At 33.0% G+C, this 15,427-nt stretch carries 15 protein-coding genes and 1 pseudogene; all 16 read right to left on the bottom strand.

All coding sequences use genetic code 11. The annotated features are described in order from the left end of the window. Nucleotides 1-61 precede the first annotated feature (61 nt). The 16 genes and pseudogenes from C4F50_RS01540 to C4F50_RS01615 all read right to left on the bottom strand — a co-directional run bounded on the left by C4F50_RS01540 (nt 62) and on the right by C4F50_RS01615 (nt 15,415). Entirely contained in the window at nt 62-1,003 is a 942-nt protein-coding gene (locus C4F50_RS01540; RefSeq protein WP_193844671.1) for an alpha/beta hydrolase, read from the bottom strand. A 1-nt stretch (nt 1,004) separates the two neighbouring features. Continuing rightward, entirely contained in the window at nt 1,005-1,262 is a 258-nt protein-coding gene (locus C4F50_RS01545; protein WP_193844672.1) for a hypothetical protein, read from the bottom strand. Then, a complete protein-coding gene (locus C4F50_RS01550) occupies nt 1,246-1,725 on the bottom strand; it encodes a DUF4348 domain-containing protein (protein WP_193844673.1) in 480 nt (159 codons plus the stop codon). Before C4F50_RS01550 ends, C4F50_RS01545 begins: the two co-directional genes overlap by 17 nt. Nucleotides 1,726-1,863: 138 nt before the next feature. Continuing rightward, the gene (locus C4F50_RS01555) at nt 1,864-3,327 is read right to left on the bottom strand and encodes a tetratricopeptide repeat protein (protein ID WP_193844674.1); all 1,464 of its coding nucleotides are present in this window, start codon (nt 3,325-3,327) and stop codon (nt 1,864-1,866) included. A gap of 85 nt (nt 3,328-3,412) precedes the next feature. After that, nucleotides 3,413-3,997, bottom strand: a pseudogene (locus C4F50_RS01560) (NUDIX domain-containing protein). A gap of 49 nt (nt 3,998-4,046) precedes the next feature. Further along, complete coding sequence (locus C4F50_RS01565; RefSeq protein ID WP_193844675.1) at nt 4,047-5,318, bottom strand: adenylosuccinate synthase; 1,272 nt, start codon at nt 5,316-5,318, stop codon at nt 4,047-4,049. A 93-nt stretch (nt 5,319-5,411) separates the two neighbouring features. Next, entirely contained in the window at nt 5,412-5,870 is a 459-nt protein-coding gene (locus tag C4F50_RS01570) for a Fur family transcriptional regulator (protein ID WP_035684359.1), read from the bottom strand. A gap of 88 nt (nt 5,871-5,958) precedes the next feature. Beyond that, entirely contained in the window at nt 5,959-8,181 is a 2,223-nt protein-coding gene (locus C4F50_RS01575) for a RelA/SpoT family protein (RefSeq protein WP_193844676.1), read from the bottom strand. Between the two features lie 89 nt (nt 8,182-8,270). Further along, a complete protein-coding gene (locus C4F50_RS01580) occupies nt 8,271-8,936 on the bottom strand; it encodes a hypothetical protein (RefSeq protein ID WP_193844677.1) in 666 nt (221 codons plus the stop codon). A 22-nt stretch (nt 8,937-8,958) separates the two neighbouring features. Next, nucleotides 8,959-9,750 (bottom strand): TrmH family RNA methyltransferase, encoded by a 792-nt coding sequence (locus C4F50_RS01585; protein WP_193844678.1) that lies wholly within the window; start codon nt 9,748-9,750, stop codon nt 8,959-8,961. A 157-nt stretch (nt 9,751-9,907) separates the two neighbouring features. Next, the gene (locus C4F50_RS01590) at nt 9,908-10,123 is read right to left on the bottom strand and encodes a hypothetical protein (RefSeq protein ID WP_193844679.1); all 216 of its coding nucleotides are present in this window, start codon (nt 10,121-10,123) and stop codon (nt 9,908-9,910) included. A 393-nt stretch (nt 10,124-10,516) separates the two neighbouring features. Next, the gene (locus C4F50_RS01595) at nt 10,517-11,602 is read right to left on the bottom strand and encodes an alkaline phosphatase family protein (protein WP_193844680.1); all 1,086 of its coding nucleotides are present in this window, start codon (nt 11,600-11,602) and stop codon (nt 10,517-10,519) included. Between the two features lie 139 nt (nt 11,603-11,741). After that, nucleotides 11,742-12,371 (bottom strand): hypothetical protein, encoded by a 630-nt coding sequence (locus tag C4F50_RS01600; protein WP_193844681.1) that lies wholly within the window; start codon nt 12,369-12,371, stop codon nt 11,742-11,744. Nucleotides 12,372-12,427: 56 nt separating this feature from the next. Beyond that, nucleotides 12,428-13,708, bottom strand: a complete 1,281-nt coding sequence (locus tag C4F50_RS01605) for a DUF58 domain-containing protein (protein WP_193845825.1) — start codon at nt 13,706-13,708, stop codon at nt 12,428-12,430. 70 nt (nt 13,709-13,778) lie between these two features. Next, nucleotides 13,779-14,390 carry a hypothetical protein gene (locus C4F50_RS01610; RefSeq protein WP_193844682.1) on the bottom strand — a complete coding sequence of 204 codons (612 nt, stop codon included), beginning with the start codon at nt 14,388-14,390 and terminating at the stop codon, nt 13,779-13,781. 11 nt (nt 14,391-14,401) lie between these two features. Continuing rightward, entirely contained in the window at nt 14,402-15,415 is a 1,014-nt protein-coding gene (locus C4F50_RS01615; RefSeq protein ID WP_193844683.1) for an AAA family ATPase, read from the bottom strand. Nucleotides 15,416-15,427 lie beyond the last annotated feature (12 nt).

Below are 15,427 nucleotides of genomic sequence, written 5' to 3' on the forward strand. Positions count from 1 at the left end.
TTTATGAAGATAAAGTTATGATTATGATAGCTCAAAAAGGTTACATAATTTTTTGGATTGTTTATTTGATTTTCATTAAAAAATGTGAAATGTTTTCACTCCATTCAATTTTATTACGAATCAAATAGTTTTCGTGCCCTGTATTTTTATAAACTTTCAAGTCTTTTGATCCTTTCAGGTTTGTAAATATATCATCAATTTCTTGTCGGCTTACACTTTTGTCTTTTTCTCCATATAATAATAAAGCAGGGCACTCTATATGTTTTGCATATTCTGCGGGGTTATGTTCAAAACCCCAGAATCCATTTTGAATGCCGCCCCAAAACACAAGCAATCCTGCCATTGGAAATGTGGGAGCATTCATTTTTTTAAATCTGGCGCAGACTGTTTTATACATTGATCCAAACGGACATTCTATAATGATTCCTTTTGGTTTGATTTGGTAATCTTTTATTGATTTCATTATAGCTGCAGCTCCCATTGAAGAGCCAAATAGATAAATGTTTGTTTCTCCAATTGAAGCAATATAATCAAAACAGCTTTTTACTTCCTTTGCTTCTTTGAAACCAATTGTTGTTTGGTTTCCGTCAGAATTACCGCTTCCCATAAAATCAACCAGCATTGTGCTGTATCCTAATTTTTGAAATTCATCAGAACGTTCTATTAAAGATGATTTTTCAGAACCATATCCATGAAATAAAATGACAGTTCCCTTTGGTTTTGCATTTCGAATATGCCAGCATTCTATTTCTTTGTTGCTTTTTAGTTTTAGGGTTGTATAAGATTGGGAGGGGAATTTAGAATTCTTAGGTTTAGGATTGTTGACTCCTAAGAATAATGTTTTTACTTTTCCGAAAGTCGATAATTTTTCGGGACTTTGCGTTTTTTCAGATTTATTTTCTTTAAAATGAGTGAACTTATAAGCGTGGAAAAAAGCAACTATATTCATTATCAAAAACAGTAATAATAGGACTTTTAAAAATCGATAACTTTTTGATTTCATTTTATTTCTTTTCAATTAATTCTAAAGTACATTCAAAATGTGTGTTTTTGTTTGGCATAAAATCTTCAAAAGTCTGCTTGACTTCATGATTTCGAATTATTCCTATTCCCAAAATCTCATTCGGTTTTTTAGGAACCACCTGCTCTGAATTTACCATAGAAAATTGTGTTTTAAATAAATACCCCGCCGAAGCAATTCTCGGACTGATCAATAAATAAAACTGTCCTTTAAAAGTGTTTTTATCAGTTTGACAGATCATTCAGCGTTTTTAAAAACCATCTGCCGTTTATTTTTTCAAAAATGATATCGGTGTAAATTCCATTGTCAACTCCTCTTATTTCTACAATCATCAAATTATTTTTCAAGACGTTCTTTTGAGTGTAAGCATCTAATTGTCTCGTTGCGGCATCTTCTGGATAAGTAAAATCCATTTTTTTATATTCAGATTTTGAAATAATTTTTTCTTCTGTACTTTCAAAATTTGTTTCTGTTGTTTTTAAAGGAAATTTTACACGGCTTACTTGAAAAATAGAATCCCGGCTGAATTCTTTTAAGAACGTTTCAAAGTCTTCATTAGCAATTTTGGTTTCTTGTTTCTCCTCGTTTACGATTTCCTGTTTTTTATTCTCCTGTTTTGATGTAGTAGTTTTTACGCTTTCATTTTTACAATTTATAAATAGAAAAGAAAGAAATAAAAATAGAATTTGGGCTTTTAGTTTCATAGTGTTAAGACGTTTTTGAAAATATGTTTTTGTTATTTCTTTTCAATTAATTTTAGTGTATGAAAAAACTCTAGTAATTCATAAAATGGCACAACAAGCAAAAGAAATACTCTAATTTGCTGCTTTTTTACATAGAATTTATTTGATTTTTTCCTGCAGTAAATAAAACTCCTGATCTGTATAATGTAAATCGGAAGCGATTTTTTTTAATTTGTCTTTATTTACTTTTCCTAAAGGCATGTAGTAAACATATTGACCAAATCCAGCCATTTCGCCTAAAGGATTGTTAGAGTTATCTTGTACCTGAAGTAATAAAGGTTTTACAGTCGTCAGAATTTCTTTGATACCTCTTTCTTCATTAAATAAAATCATTTTCTCTGGAACATTTGGTGGGATCAAAGTCATGGGCATTGTGGCAATATACGGAAGGTATTCTTTCATTAAAATCCACGAATTTTCATCTTTGACGCTTGCCATAACATCAGCCAAATTGGTGATGGTACAGGTTGAAACATTTGTTTGAAAAAGTTTGTTTACTTTTTCAATACCTGGTTTTCCAATCGTTTTTAAAGTTGCTGCTGCCTTTTCTTCAACTCCGTTTCCATGATTAGCATGTAGTTTTAAAATCATCAAACATACATCAACAGTATATTGAGTATTATTTTGACCAATGATTTCTTTAAGTTTTTTTAACTTCTTGTCAGGTTTATTTTCATTAGTTCCAAAAAACTTTAACAACTCGAAGTTTTCTTTGTTGTATTCAAAGTTAGTGTCTTCTGGTACATTTTTGTAAAAGATACTTTTTGCATTGAACTCCTCGGCTTTTATTTTATCGTTTCTCAGTTCATAAATTTCAGCAAGTTTATCGTAGATTTCACCTTCTTTTGGGTTTTCAGATACGAGTGTATTGAATTCTTTTTCGGCTTTGTCAAGATCTTTAAGTGCAATATAATTGTCTCCAATATTGTACAAAGCGGTATTCTTGTATTCGGGATCATTCAACAGCATTTTGAATGTATCATTAGATTTATTGTAATCGTTTAAAAGCTGTTGAATTTTGGCTGCATAGTAAATTTCTTCGACGCGGTTGTACATCTTAATAAGATACTCTAAATCAGCAAGAGCAGATTTGAAGTTTTCTTCTTTAAATTGATCTTCGTCATAATTTGAATTACCAGAATTGTAAACAGAATTTCCGTCAATATTTTTTTGTTGAGTTCCCAGCTGCGCCATTTCAAGGCTCATTTCAGATTTTCGTTTGATCAGTTCAGGAACGCTTCCAAATTTTTTAATTCCATCTTCGATGATCTGGATGCCTTCAAACCATTGTCCATTTCTAAACAAAGCAAATCCATAGGTTTCAAATGTGCCGAAACAATTATTGTTAGTATCAAAGATTTTTTTAGAAATAGCAACTGCGCTTGTACTGTTGTTTTCGCTGATTTTTAGTAAAGCGCTTTCGAGCTGTTTATTGGTGGTTTCATCACAAACAATAAAATTATCAGATTTTAATTTTTCGTATTCAAAAACATTTCGCTGCAGTTTTTGAGAGAAAATTACAAAAGGTAAAAGTAGAAATAGAAGGAGTTGGCTGGGTTTCATTTTTGAATTTTGGGTTGTTTTTAAACTGAATTTTATAGTAAGTAAAATTATCATAAAATTCAGTTTAAAAATACTCAAAAAAACTTTAAATCAGATTTTTTATTTTAGCATGCTGCAGTAACATAATAGTTTTGGCATCAGTAATTTCGCCAGATTCTATCATCATGTAGGCTTCCTCAAAAGTAAATTCTAAAACTTCAATGTTTTCTTGTTCGGCATCTAGTCCGCCTCCTTCACTTACTTTCATAGTTTCGTCATACTCGCCGACAAACAAATATAAAATCTCTGTTACAGACCCGGGAGACATGTAGGTTTCAATCACTTTTTGTACTTTGCTTATACGATAACCTGTTTCTTCTTCGGTCTCCCGAATAATAGCTTGTTCGGCATTGTCTTTATCCAAAAGCCCCGCACAAACCTCAATCATCATTCCAGTTTTGTTTCCGTTTAAATAAGTTGGCAGGCGAAATTGTCTTGTCAGAATCACTGTTTTCTTTGCAGTATTATACAATAATATACCCGCTCCATTGCCGCGATCGTAGACTTAACGCTTATGGGATTCTGACGGTTGATTTTCTTTTTTATAATTAAAAGTTACTCTGTTTAATACGTACCAATTATCAGATAATAATTTGGTTTCAGTTATTTCAATTTCCGGATTTTTTCTCATACTATTTGGATCAAAAAAAACGCTCTGATTATCAGAGCGTTTCAATGTATTATTTTGTTATTGTTTGTTTTCTATCTGGACCAACCGATACGATTTTGATTGGCACTTCGATTTCTTTTTCAATAAACTCAATATATTCTTTTAGCTCGATTGGCAATTCGTCAAATGTTGTTAAACCTGTAAGGTCAGCTTTCCATCCTTTAAATTCTTTGTAAACAGGAGTAACATTTTCTGGCTCGATGTTGTAAGGAAAATGAGAAATGTTTTGTCCTTTATAGTTGTATTCTGTACAAACTTTTAAAGTTTCAAAACCAGAAAGTACATCACCTTTCATCATCATTAATTGTGTAACTCCGTTAACCTGAACAGCATATTTTAAAGCTACAAGGTCTAACCAGCCACAACGTCTTTGTCTTCCTGTAACAGAACCAAATTCGTTTCCTACTTTTGCCATTGTAGCACCTACTTCGTCAAAAAGTTCAGTTGGGAAAGGCCCGCTTCCGACACGTGTAACGTAAGCTTTAAAAATTCCATAAACTTCCTTGATTTTGTTAGGAGCAATTCCTAAACCTGTACAAGCTCCTGCAGCAGTAGTATTTGATGAAGTTACAAACGGATAAGTTCCGAAATCAACATCTAATAATGAACCTTGAGCTCCTTCGCAAAGAATAGATTTTCCTGCTTTTTGAGCTTGGTGAATGTATTCTTCACTATCAATAAAATCTAATTTCTTTAATTCTTCAATAGCTTCAAAAAACTCTTTTTCAAGTTCTGCCAAGTTGTATTGGATAGCTACATCATGAAAAGCAATCATTGCCTCATGTTTGTCTGCCAAAGCTCTGTAGCGGTCTTTAAAATCTTCTAACTCAATATCTCCCACACGTAAACCGTTTCTACCAGTTTTGTCCATATAAGTTGGACCAATTCCTTTAAGTGTAGAACCAATTTTTGCCTTTCCTTTAGAAGCTTCAGAAGCAGCGTCTAATAAACGGTGTGTTGGTAAAATTAAATGCGCTTTTCTAGAAATGATTAATTTACTTTTGATATCAAGGTTGAATTTCTCTAAACCTTCGATTTCTTTTTGAAAAACTACTGGGTCAATTACTACACCATTTCCGATGATATTTATAGAGTTTTTATGGAAAATTCCAGAAGGAATGGTTCTTAGCACATGTTTAATTCCGTCAAATTCTAATGTATGTCCTGCATTTGGTCCTCCTTGAAAACGTGCAATAATATCATAATTTGAGGTAAGAACGTCAACAATTTTTCCTTTACCTTCATCTCCCCATTGTAATCCTAGTAATAAATCTACGGTCATTCTGTTTTAATTTGCGTTGGGACAAACTCCGCCATCCCACTGATTAATGTAGTTAATTTTTCTTTTTTTTATTTTGAATAATTCCTTTCCGGATTATTGATTTTGTTTTTTGTTTCCGTAGAAATAAAGTGAATGATTTGTGATTTCGATATCAAATATTTCCTCGATTGTCTTTTTGATGGTCTGAATTCTTGGGTCACAAAATTCGATTACTTCTCCAGAATCTGTCATGATAATGTGATCATGCTGTTTGTCAAAGTATGATTTTTCGTAGTAAGCCTGATTTTGCCCAAATTGATGTTTTCTAACCAAAGCGCAGTCTAGCAATAACTCGATCGTGTTGTACAAAGTAGCTCTACTCACACGATAGTTCTTGTTTTTCATTTTGATATAAAGATTTTCGATATCAAAATGCTCTTCGCTGTCGTAAATTTCCTGAAGTATAGCATAACGCTCAGGAGTTTTGCGATGCCCTTTTTGTTCAAGATACATTGTAAATACATTTTTTACAATTTCTTGATTTCTAGTGTTGTCAGTTGAAATGAGTGTCATATCCGGCAAAGATAATTTATTATTTTTAATCAATAAAAGTTTCGGGTTTAAAGTTTAGTTATAAATCCCTTATAGATAGGTTAAAAAGTTAAGTTCTATATTCTCTGGTCACTTTATCAACTCCGTCAATTTTTTTAATAGCATTGATCATTTTCTTCAAAATGGTATTGTTTTTTACAATAACAGCAATTTGGCCATGAAAAATTCCAGCATCTGTACTCAAAGAAATACTTTGAATATTGACACTCATATTGTTCGAAATTACCCTTGTTAATTGGTTGGTAAGTCCTAAAACATCCATTCCGGTAATATTGATAATCGCTTTGAATTCTTCTTGAGAAGAGTCAATCCATTTGGCGCTCATAATGCGGTAGGCATAGTTAGACTGCATTCCAATAGCATTCGGACAGTCTTTTTTGTGCACTTTTATTCCTTCATTAATCGTTACAAAACCAAAAACATCATCACCCGGAATTGGGTTACAGCATTGCGAAAGTTTGTAGTCGAGCTTATCATGTTCGGTTCCAAAAACCAGCATGTCATAATTACTGCTGATGATCGGTTTATGGATGTCTTCCGCTGCAGTAGTATCTTTATTTCGTTTAATTTTATTTTTAAAGAAATTGATAAACGTATTGCTTTTCTGCGCCGCGTAATCTTTTAACTGCTGATTTTCAATCGCTCCGATTCCAACCCTGTAAAATAAATCTAAACTCGTTTTTAGTTTAAAGAAGTTTACTAACTCATTTGTAACCTGCTCGTTAAATGTTATTTTTAAGTGTTTTAACTTTCGAACAAGCAATTCTTTTCCTTCTTCGGCAATTTTTTTAGTATTCTCGTTAAGAACATTTTTAATTTTATTTTTTGCTCTAGAAGTCGTAACGTATTCCAGCCAGTTTATGGTAGGTTTTTGGTTTACAGAAGTAATCACTTCAACCTGATCGCCGCTTTTTAATTCGTGATTAAGCGGCACTAATCTGCCGTTTACACGAGTACCGCGGGTTTTGATTCCGATTTCAGAGTGAATACTGAATGCAAAATCAAGAGAAGTAGCCCCTTTTGGCAGTGATTTGATTTCACCTTTTGGCGTAAAAACAAAGATTTCTTTTGAATATAAATTCATTTTAAAATCTTCCACAAAATCAACCGCATTGGTCTCCTGATTTTCTAATGCTTCTCTAAGCAGATTCAGCCAAGTATCCAGCCCGCTTTCTTCTGTTGCACCGTTTTTATATTTGTAATGCGCTGCATATCCTTTTTCGGCGATTTCATCCATACGTTCGCTTCGAACCTGTACTTCAACCCAGCGTCCTTTTGGTCCCATAACCGTGATGTGGAGCGCTTCGTATCCGGTGGATTTTGGAGAAGAAATCCAGTCGCGCAGACGGCTCGGACTTGGTCTGTAATGATCTGTAACAATCGAATAAATTTTCCAAGCCACAAATTTTTCTTCGTGAGCATCCGATTTATAGACAATTCTAAGTGCAAATTTGTCGTAAACTTCATCAAAAGTCACGTTTTGAGCGCGCATTTTTCTGCGGATAGAATAAATCGATTTTGGACGGCCTTTAATGATATAATCGATGCCTTCGTTGTCCAATGATTTTTTCAGAACATCCGAAATATCTTTGATATAAGCGTCTTGTTCTTCTTTAGTCTCGCGAATTTTGCTGACAATATCATTGTAAACTGCAGGTTCCGTATATTTTAATCCTAAATCCTCTAGTTTGGTTTTTATGTTGTAAAGTCCCAAACGGTGGGCGAGAGGAGCATAAATGTATAATGTCTCTGAGGCGATTTTGGTTTGTTTGTATTCTGCCATCGAGTCCATCGTTTGCATATTGTGAAGACGATCGGCTAGTTTGATCAAAATAACGCGGACATCATCATTCAGAGTCAGAATCATTTTTCTGAAATTCTCAGCCTGCATAGAAGCATTTAAATCTTTTTGAACTAAAGATATTTTGGTCAAACCTTCAACCAGCTGCGCTACTTTCGGGTTAAATAAACGCTCAATGTCTTCTACCGTAATCGGAGTGTCTTCTACAACATCATGCAATAAAGCTGCGGCAATAGAAGTGGCACCCAGACCAATTTCTGAAGCTACAATTTTTGCAACTGCGATAGGATGAAAGATGTACGCTTCACCCGATTTGCGTCTCTGTTCTTTATGAGCATCAACGGCAACATCAAAAGCTTTTCGAATTAATTTTTTGTCTGTCGGGCTTAAAGTTTGATAACTTATTCGTAGTAATTCCTTGTATTCCTGCGCAATAGCTTTGTTTTCTTTTTCAATATCTATTTCTGTCATAACGGCATAGTTCAAGTACTAAATATAGGAATTTGTTACAACATACGCAAGGCTTTGCCATCGCTGATTTTAGATTGCAGATTTTAGATTTATTGCTTTATATCTGAAAGGATTTTTTTGATGTCTTTTAACCCTGTTTCAGTTGAATAATCAATTGTAATAAAGAGATTATAGCATCCATAATTTTTAAGGCCAATGATTCTTGAAGCAGTTTTTCCTTGACGATTAATTGAAATTTTAATACATTTTAATTTTTCTTTTGTACCAAAATCAAGCTCTGTTTTTTGAGGTGTGTATTTTTGATAGCCATTGTCATTTATCAATTGTTCCAGATCTTTATCTTCATTTTGATTTGATGAATTGACAATGCAAAAGCCTAAAGATTTTTTTTCTCCTTCATTATTGAATAGTGTTTGAGGATCAATTGAGCTGATAAAAAAAACTGGAAATATGGCAAGTGGCTCGTGACTATTTTTCCTGTCTAATACATTTTTTAAAGTAATATTACTTTTTTGAATTAGATTGGAAGGCATTTCAGTTTTTATAGGAACTGTAATTTGAGAATTAGATTCCTGATATGTCGTAATGTACCAATTTAGAGGCAATGCCATTTTAATTTTCAATTCTTCATTAACATATATCCAATTGTTTTTTAATCTTCCAATGTTTATAGTTTGATCCGGAGCACAATCTATATGTTTATTACAGCTTAAATTGAATAAAAGAATGATGAATAAAAAATGGCAGTTTTTCATATGTGCAATTAATTTTTAAGATTTAGTTAAATCCACGCTGACGTTTAGCTTCAAAAATTAAAATTGCTGCGGCAACAGAAACGTTCATGCTGTCAATTTCGCCCTGCATTGGGATAATGATATTCTGCGTAGCGGCATCGCGCCATTCCTGTGTTAAACCTGTTGCTTCTGTGCCAACCACCAAAGCGGTTGGTGTTGTAAAGTTTTGAGTATGATAAGAAGTTGAATTCTGTAAAGTTGCGCAGTAAAAATCAATTTTGTTTTCTTTTAAAAACGCAATGATTTCGGCAGTAGTTCCTGTTGCAATTTGTCTTGTAAAGATGCATCCCACGCTGGAACGCACAATATTCGGATTGTATAAATCACTTTTTGGATTTGCAATCAAAACCGCGTCAAGATTGGCCGCATCGGCAGTTCTTAAAATAGCACCGATGTTTCCTGGTTTTTCGGGAGCTTCGGCAACCAGAATTAATGGATTTTTAGATAATTTTAAATCCGATAATTTAAGGGATTTGGTTTTAGCTACAGCTAAAATTCCTTCGGTAGTATCACGATAAGCTAGTTTTTGATACACTTCTTTGTTGATTTCAATCAATTGAAAGGGAGTTGAAATCAGTTTGCTGATTTCGATTTCTGAAACTAATTCGGGTAAAAATAAAACGGTCTCGATTTGGTAACCGCCTTTTATAGCTAATGAAATTTCGCGTAAGCCTTCAATCAAAAATGTTCCAGTTTGTTTTCGGGCTTTGGCTTTTTCCTGAAGTAAAACCAAAGATTTTATAAACGGGTTTTGAACAGAAGTGATTTGTTTCATTTTTTTAAGCGGCTAAGTTTCTAAGGCGCTAAGGTACTGAGATTTTTTTTAAAGTTAAAAAGAGACAGAGAAACAAAGGTTCAAAGTTTTATTCGCCAGGACCCAAACGATAGCGAATAGGCGAAGCAATTCACGAATTGTATATTGATTAAATCGATTATTTGTGATTGTCCTTCCTTTTATAATTAATCAAAGTAATTGCTGTTACTAAAATAAAAGTCACAATAAAAATGACTAATATGATTATAAAACGAGAATATAAAATGTCTAATCCGTTACCTTGATGAACTACAGGTTTAGAAGAAAGAGGAGGATAAATTGTTGTTCCAGGCAAAATCACCATCATTTTTATTACTTGAGTACAAAATGACATTATAATAATCATTAAAAGATTTGCAAAAAGGAATATACAATTGATTAAGTTGCTTTTAAATTTATTGAAAATAATCCTTAGAAAGTAAATAAAATAGAAAACAACTCCAATTATTAGAATTAAAATGTTAGTTGAGGCAATTACAAAATAAGCATCATGAATGTTGATATCGATAGTAGAATCAACTGAATCTAAATCGAGGATTATTTGAGGATTCCAAATGCTATAACTTATTAGTAATAATATGATTATCCATATAATTTCTTTATGTAATTTTTTCATTTATAACAAAGTGAAGATCTGCCACAAATTCACGAATTTTATTGATAATAAACTAAAAAATTCACGAATTATTTAAATTGAAATTCGTGAATTCGCGGCGAAATAACCGCACTATTTTTCAAAAACCTCTTTAACTTCATCTGCAACAGGATGATCGGTTACGAAATTATAGCCTAAAATTTTTGCAATTGTTTGTGCAAATTGTTTTTGATAGATTTGAGAGTTTGTTTTTATTTCGCCTTTTGGAGCAATTTCTGGCCCTATGGCTGCAAACCATATTTCCGAAGCTCCGGGAACATCAGCGCCGTGATCTGTCCATTGTGTTTTGGTTTTATCGCCTCGTCCGTGGTCTGTCGTAATAAAAATGGTTGTTTTGTTTTTATACTGCGGGTCGTTTTGCACAAAATTCCAGATTTCCTGAATCCATTTATCAACTTGATTGGCTGCATCAAGATACGATCTGTAATGTCCGTGATGCGCCCATTCATCAGTTTCTCCGTACGAAATATAAAGCACTTTTGGCTTTTTGGTTTTTAACTCATCCAATGCTTGATAGTGTGTAAAAACATCCAGACATTCGTCATTATGAAAAGGTTTAAACGAATTGTCGCGCATTTCGTTCAGTAATTTTTGTGTGTCGGTTGGTTTATTCCCGCCGACTTTATCAAAAGCAGAAACGACTGGAAAACCACTTCTTTCTTCATTTAAAATGCGATCAAAAGCATCCCACGCGCCAAAAGCTGCCACTTTTCCTTTTATTTTTGGCTGTTTATTCAAAAACTCCAAAACATTGACATTCGGATTGGGTTTGTAACTGTTTGAATTTACCGCAAGATCAACATTACCAGTCATGATTTCGCTGTAACCAGGATAACTAAACCAATACGGATTGGCAACATCAACTTTATTTCCTAGTTCGCGATTGCCGTAAATCTGCCCTTTTGAAGCAATTTCGGTCCAGAAAAAAGGCATGATTTTTTCGCGTGATTTTTTTAAATCAACATCAAAGAATTTTTTATAAATGTAAGCACTGTCACCTTGATTGAATTTTTTGTCATTAGCAATAGCCTGATCTACTCCTTTAAAAACTTCCTGCCATCTAAAACCGTCTGTGGTAATGATAATGATGTTTTCTGTTTTTTGAGCTTGAGTACAAAGGTTTGCTAAAATGAAGAATGCTAAAAATATCTTTTTCATTTTTAATCGGTTTGAAGTGATTTGTTTGATGAATATTTATTTTCAAAACTAATTCAAAATCAGTATTACATCAACGAAATATTCAATTCATGATTTTAAAATAACCATAAATTAACAAAGCGATTTTATTAAAAAAGAATTAATCTTGAATTACCAGATATATCATAAAAAACTCGGTTAGTTTGTATTTTTTATACCATTCATTAATATCGATGTATCCCTTTGATATTTCGCAATATCCCAATTCACCTGCATTTTCATCATCGTTTGGCGGTGTAATTAATGCAATTTGAGTTTCTTTACCAATTTCTAGGTTAATTTTATCGATTTTAGTAACCGTTCGCATTAAAAAAGTATTTGCATTTTCTTCAGAATACTTTTGATCCACATTAAAACTGCTTTTATTCATAAAATTAGGAAACATAAATCCAATTCGTTCCTTATTGAATGTTTGCTGTGCGATAATAGAAAATTTAAATTCTTTTCCAATTTTTGGCAGTTCTTCTTTTTTGGTATCGTGTACAACTTTTTCAATTTGAGGTTTACCATTTCGATATTTTCGAATGATGAGTTTGAAATTTTTTCCAGCAATTTTTTGGTTGTCACTAATGCTGACGTCTATTTTCTCTATTCCTTGAAAACTCTCTATAAAAAACTCTCGTGATCCAAGTTCAGGAAAATCATATTTCGTGGTAACTTCAATTTTGTTTTCTTGTCCGTAAGCAGAAACAAGTAAAAGAGAAAAGATAAGCGGTAATAATTTTTTCATAGCGTTATTATTTATTAAAGAATCATTTTACAATTTTACAAGCTGCATTTTATTGTTTACAGAATCCCTCTTGACTTAATCTCTAAGTATTTATTAATAGCATCTAAAGTCAGATTTTCAGGTTGTGTCAAAACCGTATGAATTCCGTATTTTTTCAGTTCATTAGCAATAAGACGTTTTTCGAACATAAATTTTTCAGCAATTACTTTATCATAAATTTCCTGAATCGTTTCGGTTTTTTTATCAATGATCGAATTAAGTTCTGTATTCTGAAAGAAAACCACCACCAATAAATGACTTTTTGCAATTCCTTTTAAATAAGGGAGCTGGCGGTTGAGTCCGTCCATGGTTTCAAAATTGGTGTACAAAATAATCAAGCTTCTCTGATTGATATTCTTTTTGATATCTACATACAAGCGACTGTAATCACTTTCAAAAAAATCTGTTTTTACATTGTATAAAGTTTCTAGTATTTTCTGCATCTGCGAAGCTCTTTTTTCTGCAAAAACTCTATTTTCAACTTTTTTAGAGAAAGTAAAAAGTCCGGCTTTATCTTGTTTTTTTAGAATAACATTTGACAAAACCAAAGTCGAATTAATAGCATAATCCAATAGACTCAGACCGTCAAAAGGCATTTGCATCACACGGCCTTTATCAATTGCCATATAAACCGATTGTGATTTCTCGTCTTGAAACTGGTTGACCATCAAAGCGTTTTTCTTTGCGGTCGCTTTCCAATTTAAAGTTCGAAGATCGTCTCCTTGTACATATTCTTTAATTTGCTCAAACTCCATTGTGTGGCCAATTCTGCGGATTCTTTTGATTCCGTATTGAAATAAATTATTCGAGAATGCCAGTAAATCATATTTTCTCAATTGAATATAAGAAGGATAGGTCGGAACCATCTTATTTTCTTCAAATTGAAAACGTCTGGAAATGAGTCGTAAAGGAGAGGAAACATAGAGATTTAAAGCTCCAAAATGATATTCTCCACGTTCAGTCGGGCGCAGATCGTACCCAAATTCTTTTTGAGCGGCTGCTTTTATGGTTTTTAAAATTTTAAAATCTCGAACCTGAAATTGAAACGGGATTTCATCAATTACTTTTACCAAAATAGCAAACGTATAGTGATTTTTGATGATAATCGTAATTGGGTTCAAATCACCGTTCGAAAGTTTTTCTGGTGTTACTCTTTCGCCTTCAATTCCTGTTTTGTTGATGTATAAAAGCAATACGTCTATTATTGTAAATGTGCCCAATACAAGTATCAGATACCAAACAGCATGATATAAATTTGGGAAAATAAAAGCGCAGGTGAACAGTCCGATAATGGCCATCAGCACATAGAAAAAGAAGTTATTGAGGTAAAGGCTTTTTATGAATTTCACGTTTTCTTAGTTTTATGTTTTACTGATAAATTTTAGTGAATTCATCAAAATTAAAGCCTTCTAGAGAAGCAATTTTCCAAACGCCGTTTTCTTTTACGACAGTGGTTTTGTATTTAAAATCTCCCTTCCAAGACCATGTCCAATAGAAAGACGCTTTATTATTGTCAATTTTCAAATTATTTACAGCTATTGTTTTCCAGTATTCATCGGGATAATCCTGACAATTGCACCACGGATTTGCATCATTTCCAAAAGGAGGAAGTTCGCCCACAAACCATTCTATCTTTTTATTTTTAAGATTAGAGTCAATTTTTAAAGCAATTTTGTTGTAATTGTCCAGAAACTGCTGCGAAAAGAAATTGGTCTTTTTTAAATCTTCTAATCTTTTTTTATGTACAGTCAGGTTTAAGCCAATGTATTTATCTTTCTTTTTATTTTCAACAGGATCAAAATCGTTGTTATTATTTTTAGATTCAATCCATTGATAGGCTTTTCTAATCAAACTTTCAATTTCCTGTTTGTCAGTTTTAAAATAAAATTTTTCATTTTTTACAATAGCATTAGCTGCAGGTGAAAAACTAACCAGCAGCAACGAAGAAAAGGCAAATACAAAAAGCTTAAAATGGTTCATTTGCTTAAAAATTATCTTGGAATTTCGACAGTTTCTATAATTTGTTTGATGATTTCGGTGCTGGTAATTCCTTCCATTTCACGTTCTGGAGTTACAATTACACGGTGTTGCAATACCGGAACTGCAGCATCTTTAATGTCTTCAGGCGTTACAAAATCACGTCCGCGGATAGCAGCAAAACCTTTTGAAGCATTCAAAATTGCGATAGAAGCACGAGGCGAAGCACCTAAATATAAAAAGGCATTTTCTCTGGTGTTAATTACAATTCTGGCAATATATTCTAACAAATTCTGCTCTACTCTGATTTGTTTTACCAAGGCTTGGTAGTGTTTGATTTCCTGCGCAGAAAGTATCGTTTTTATGGCTTCTAATTTTCCGTGATCCTGCAATAAATGCTCTCTTTGAATGATTAGAATTTCTTCGTTTAATTTTGGATAATCGATCGTGATTTTGAATAGAAAACGATCTAATTGCGCTTCTGGAAGTCTGTAAGTTCCTTCTTGTTCGATCGGATTTTGAGTTGCAATTACCAAAAACGGCGCTTCTAATTGATAAGCCGATCCGTCTATTGTAATCTGGCGTTCTTCCATAACTTCAAAAAGAGCAGCCTGCGTTTTGGCCGGCGCACGGTTAATCTCATCAATCAAAATCAAATTAGAAAAAATCGGACCTTTTTTAAATTCAAATTCCGAATTTTTTAAATTGAAAACAGAGGTTCCCAAAATATCAGATGGCATTAAATCGGGTGTAAACTGAATTCGGCTGAAACCAATATTTAAGGTTTTAGATAATAATTTTGCTGTAATTGTTTTAGCAACTCCCGGAACACCTTCAAGAAGCACATGTCCGTTTGATAAAATAGCAACCAAAAGCTGATCTACCATTTTATGCTGCCCTACAATAACCGTTTCTATTTCTCTTTTAATGCTGCTAACATGATCCAGAAGCGGCCCCAAATTGATTCTGGTTTCAAAATTCACATTTTCATTTGTAGTCTCGTTTGCTGTTGTATTGATGTCGTCCATGATTTGGTCTGT

It is taken from the genome of Flavobacterium hungaricum (assembly GCF_015182285.1).
In the GTDB taxonomy this organism is placed as follows: domain Bacteria; phylum Bacteroidota; class Bacteroidia; order Flavobacteriales; family Flavobacteriaceae; genus Flavobacterium; species Flavobacterium hungaricum.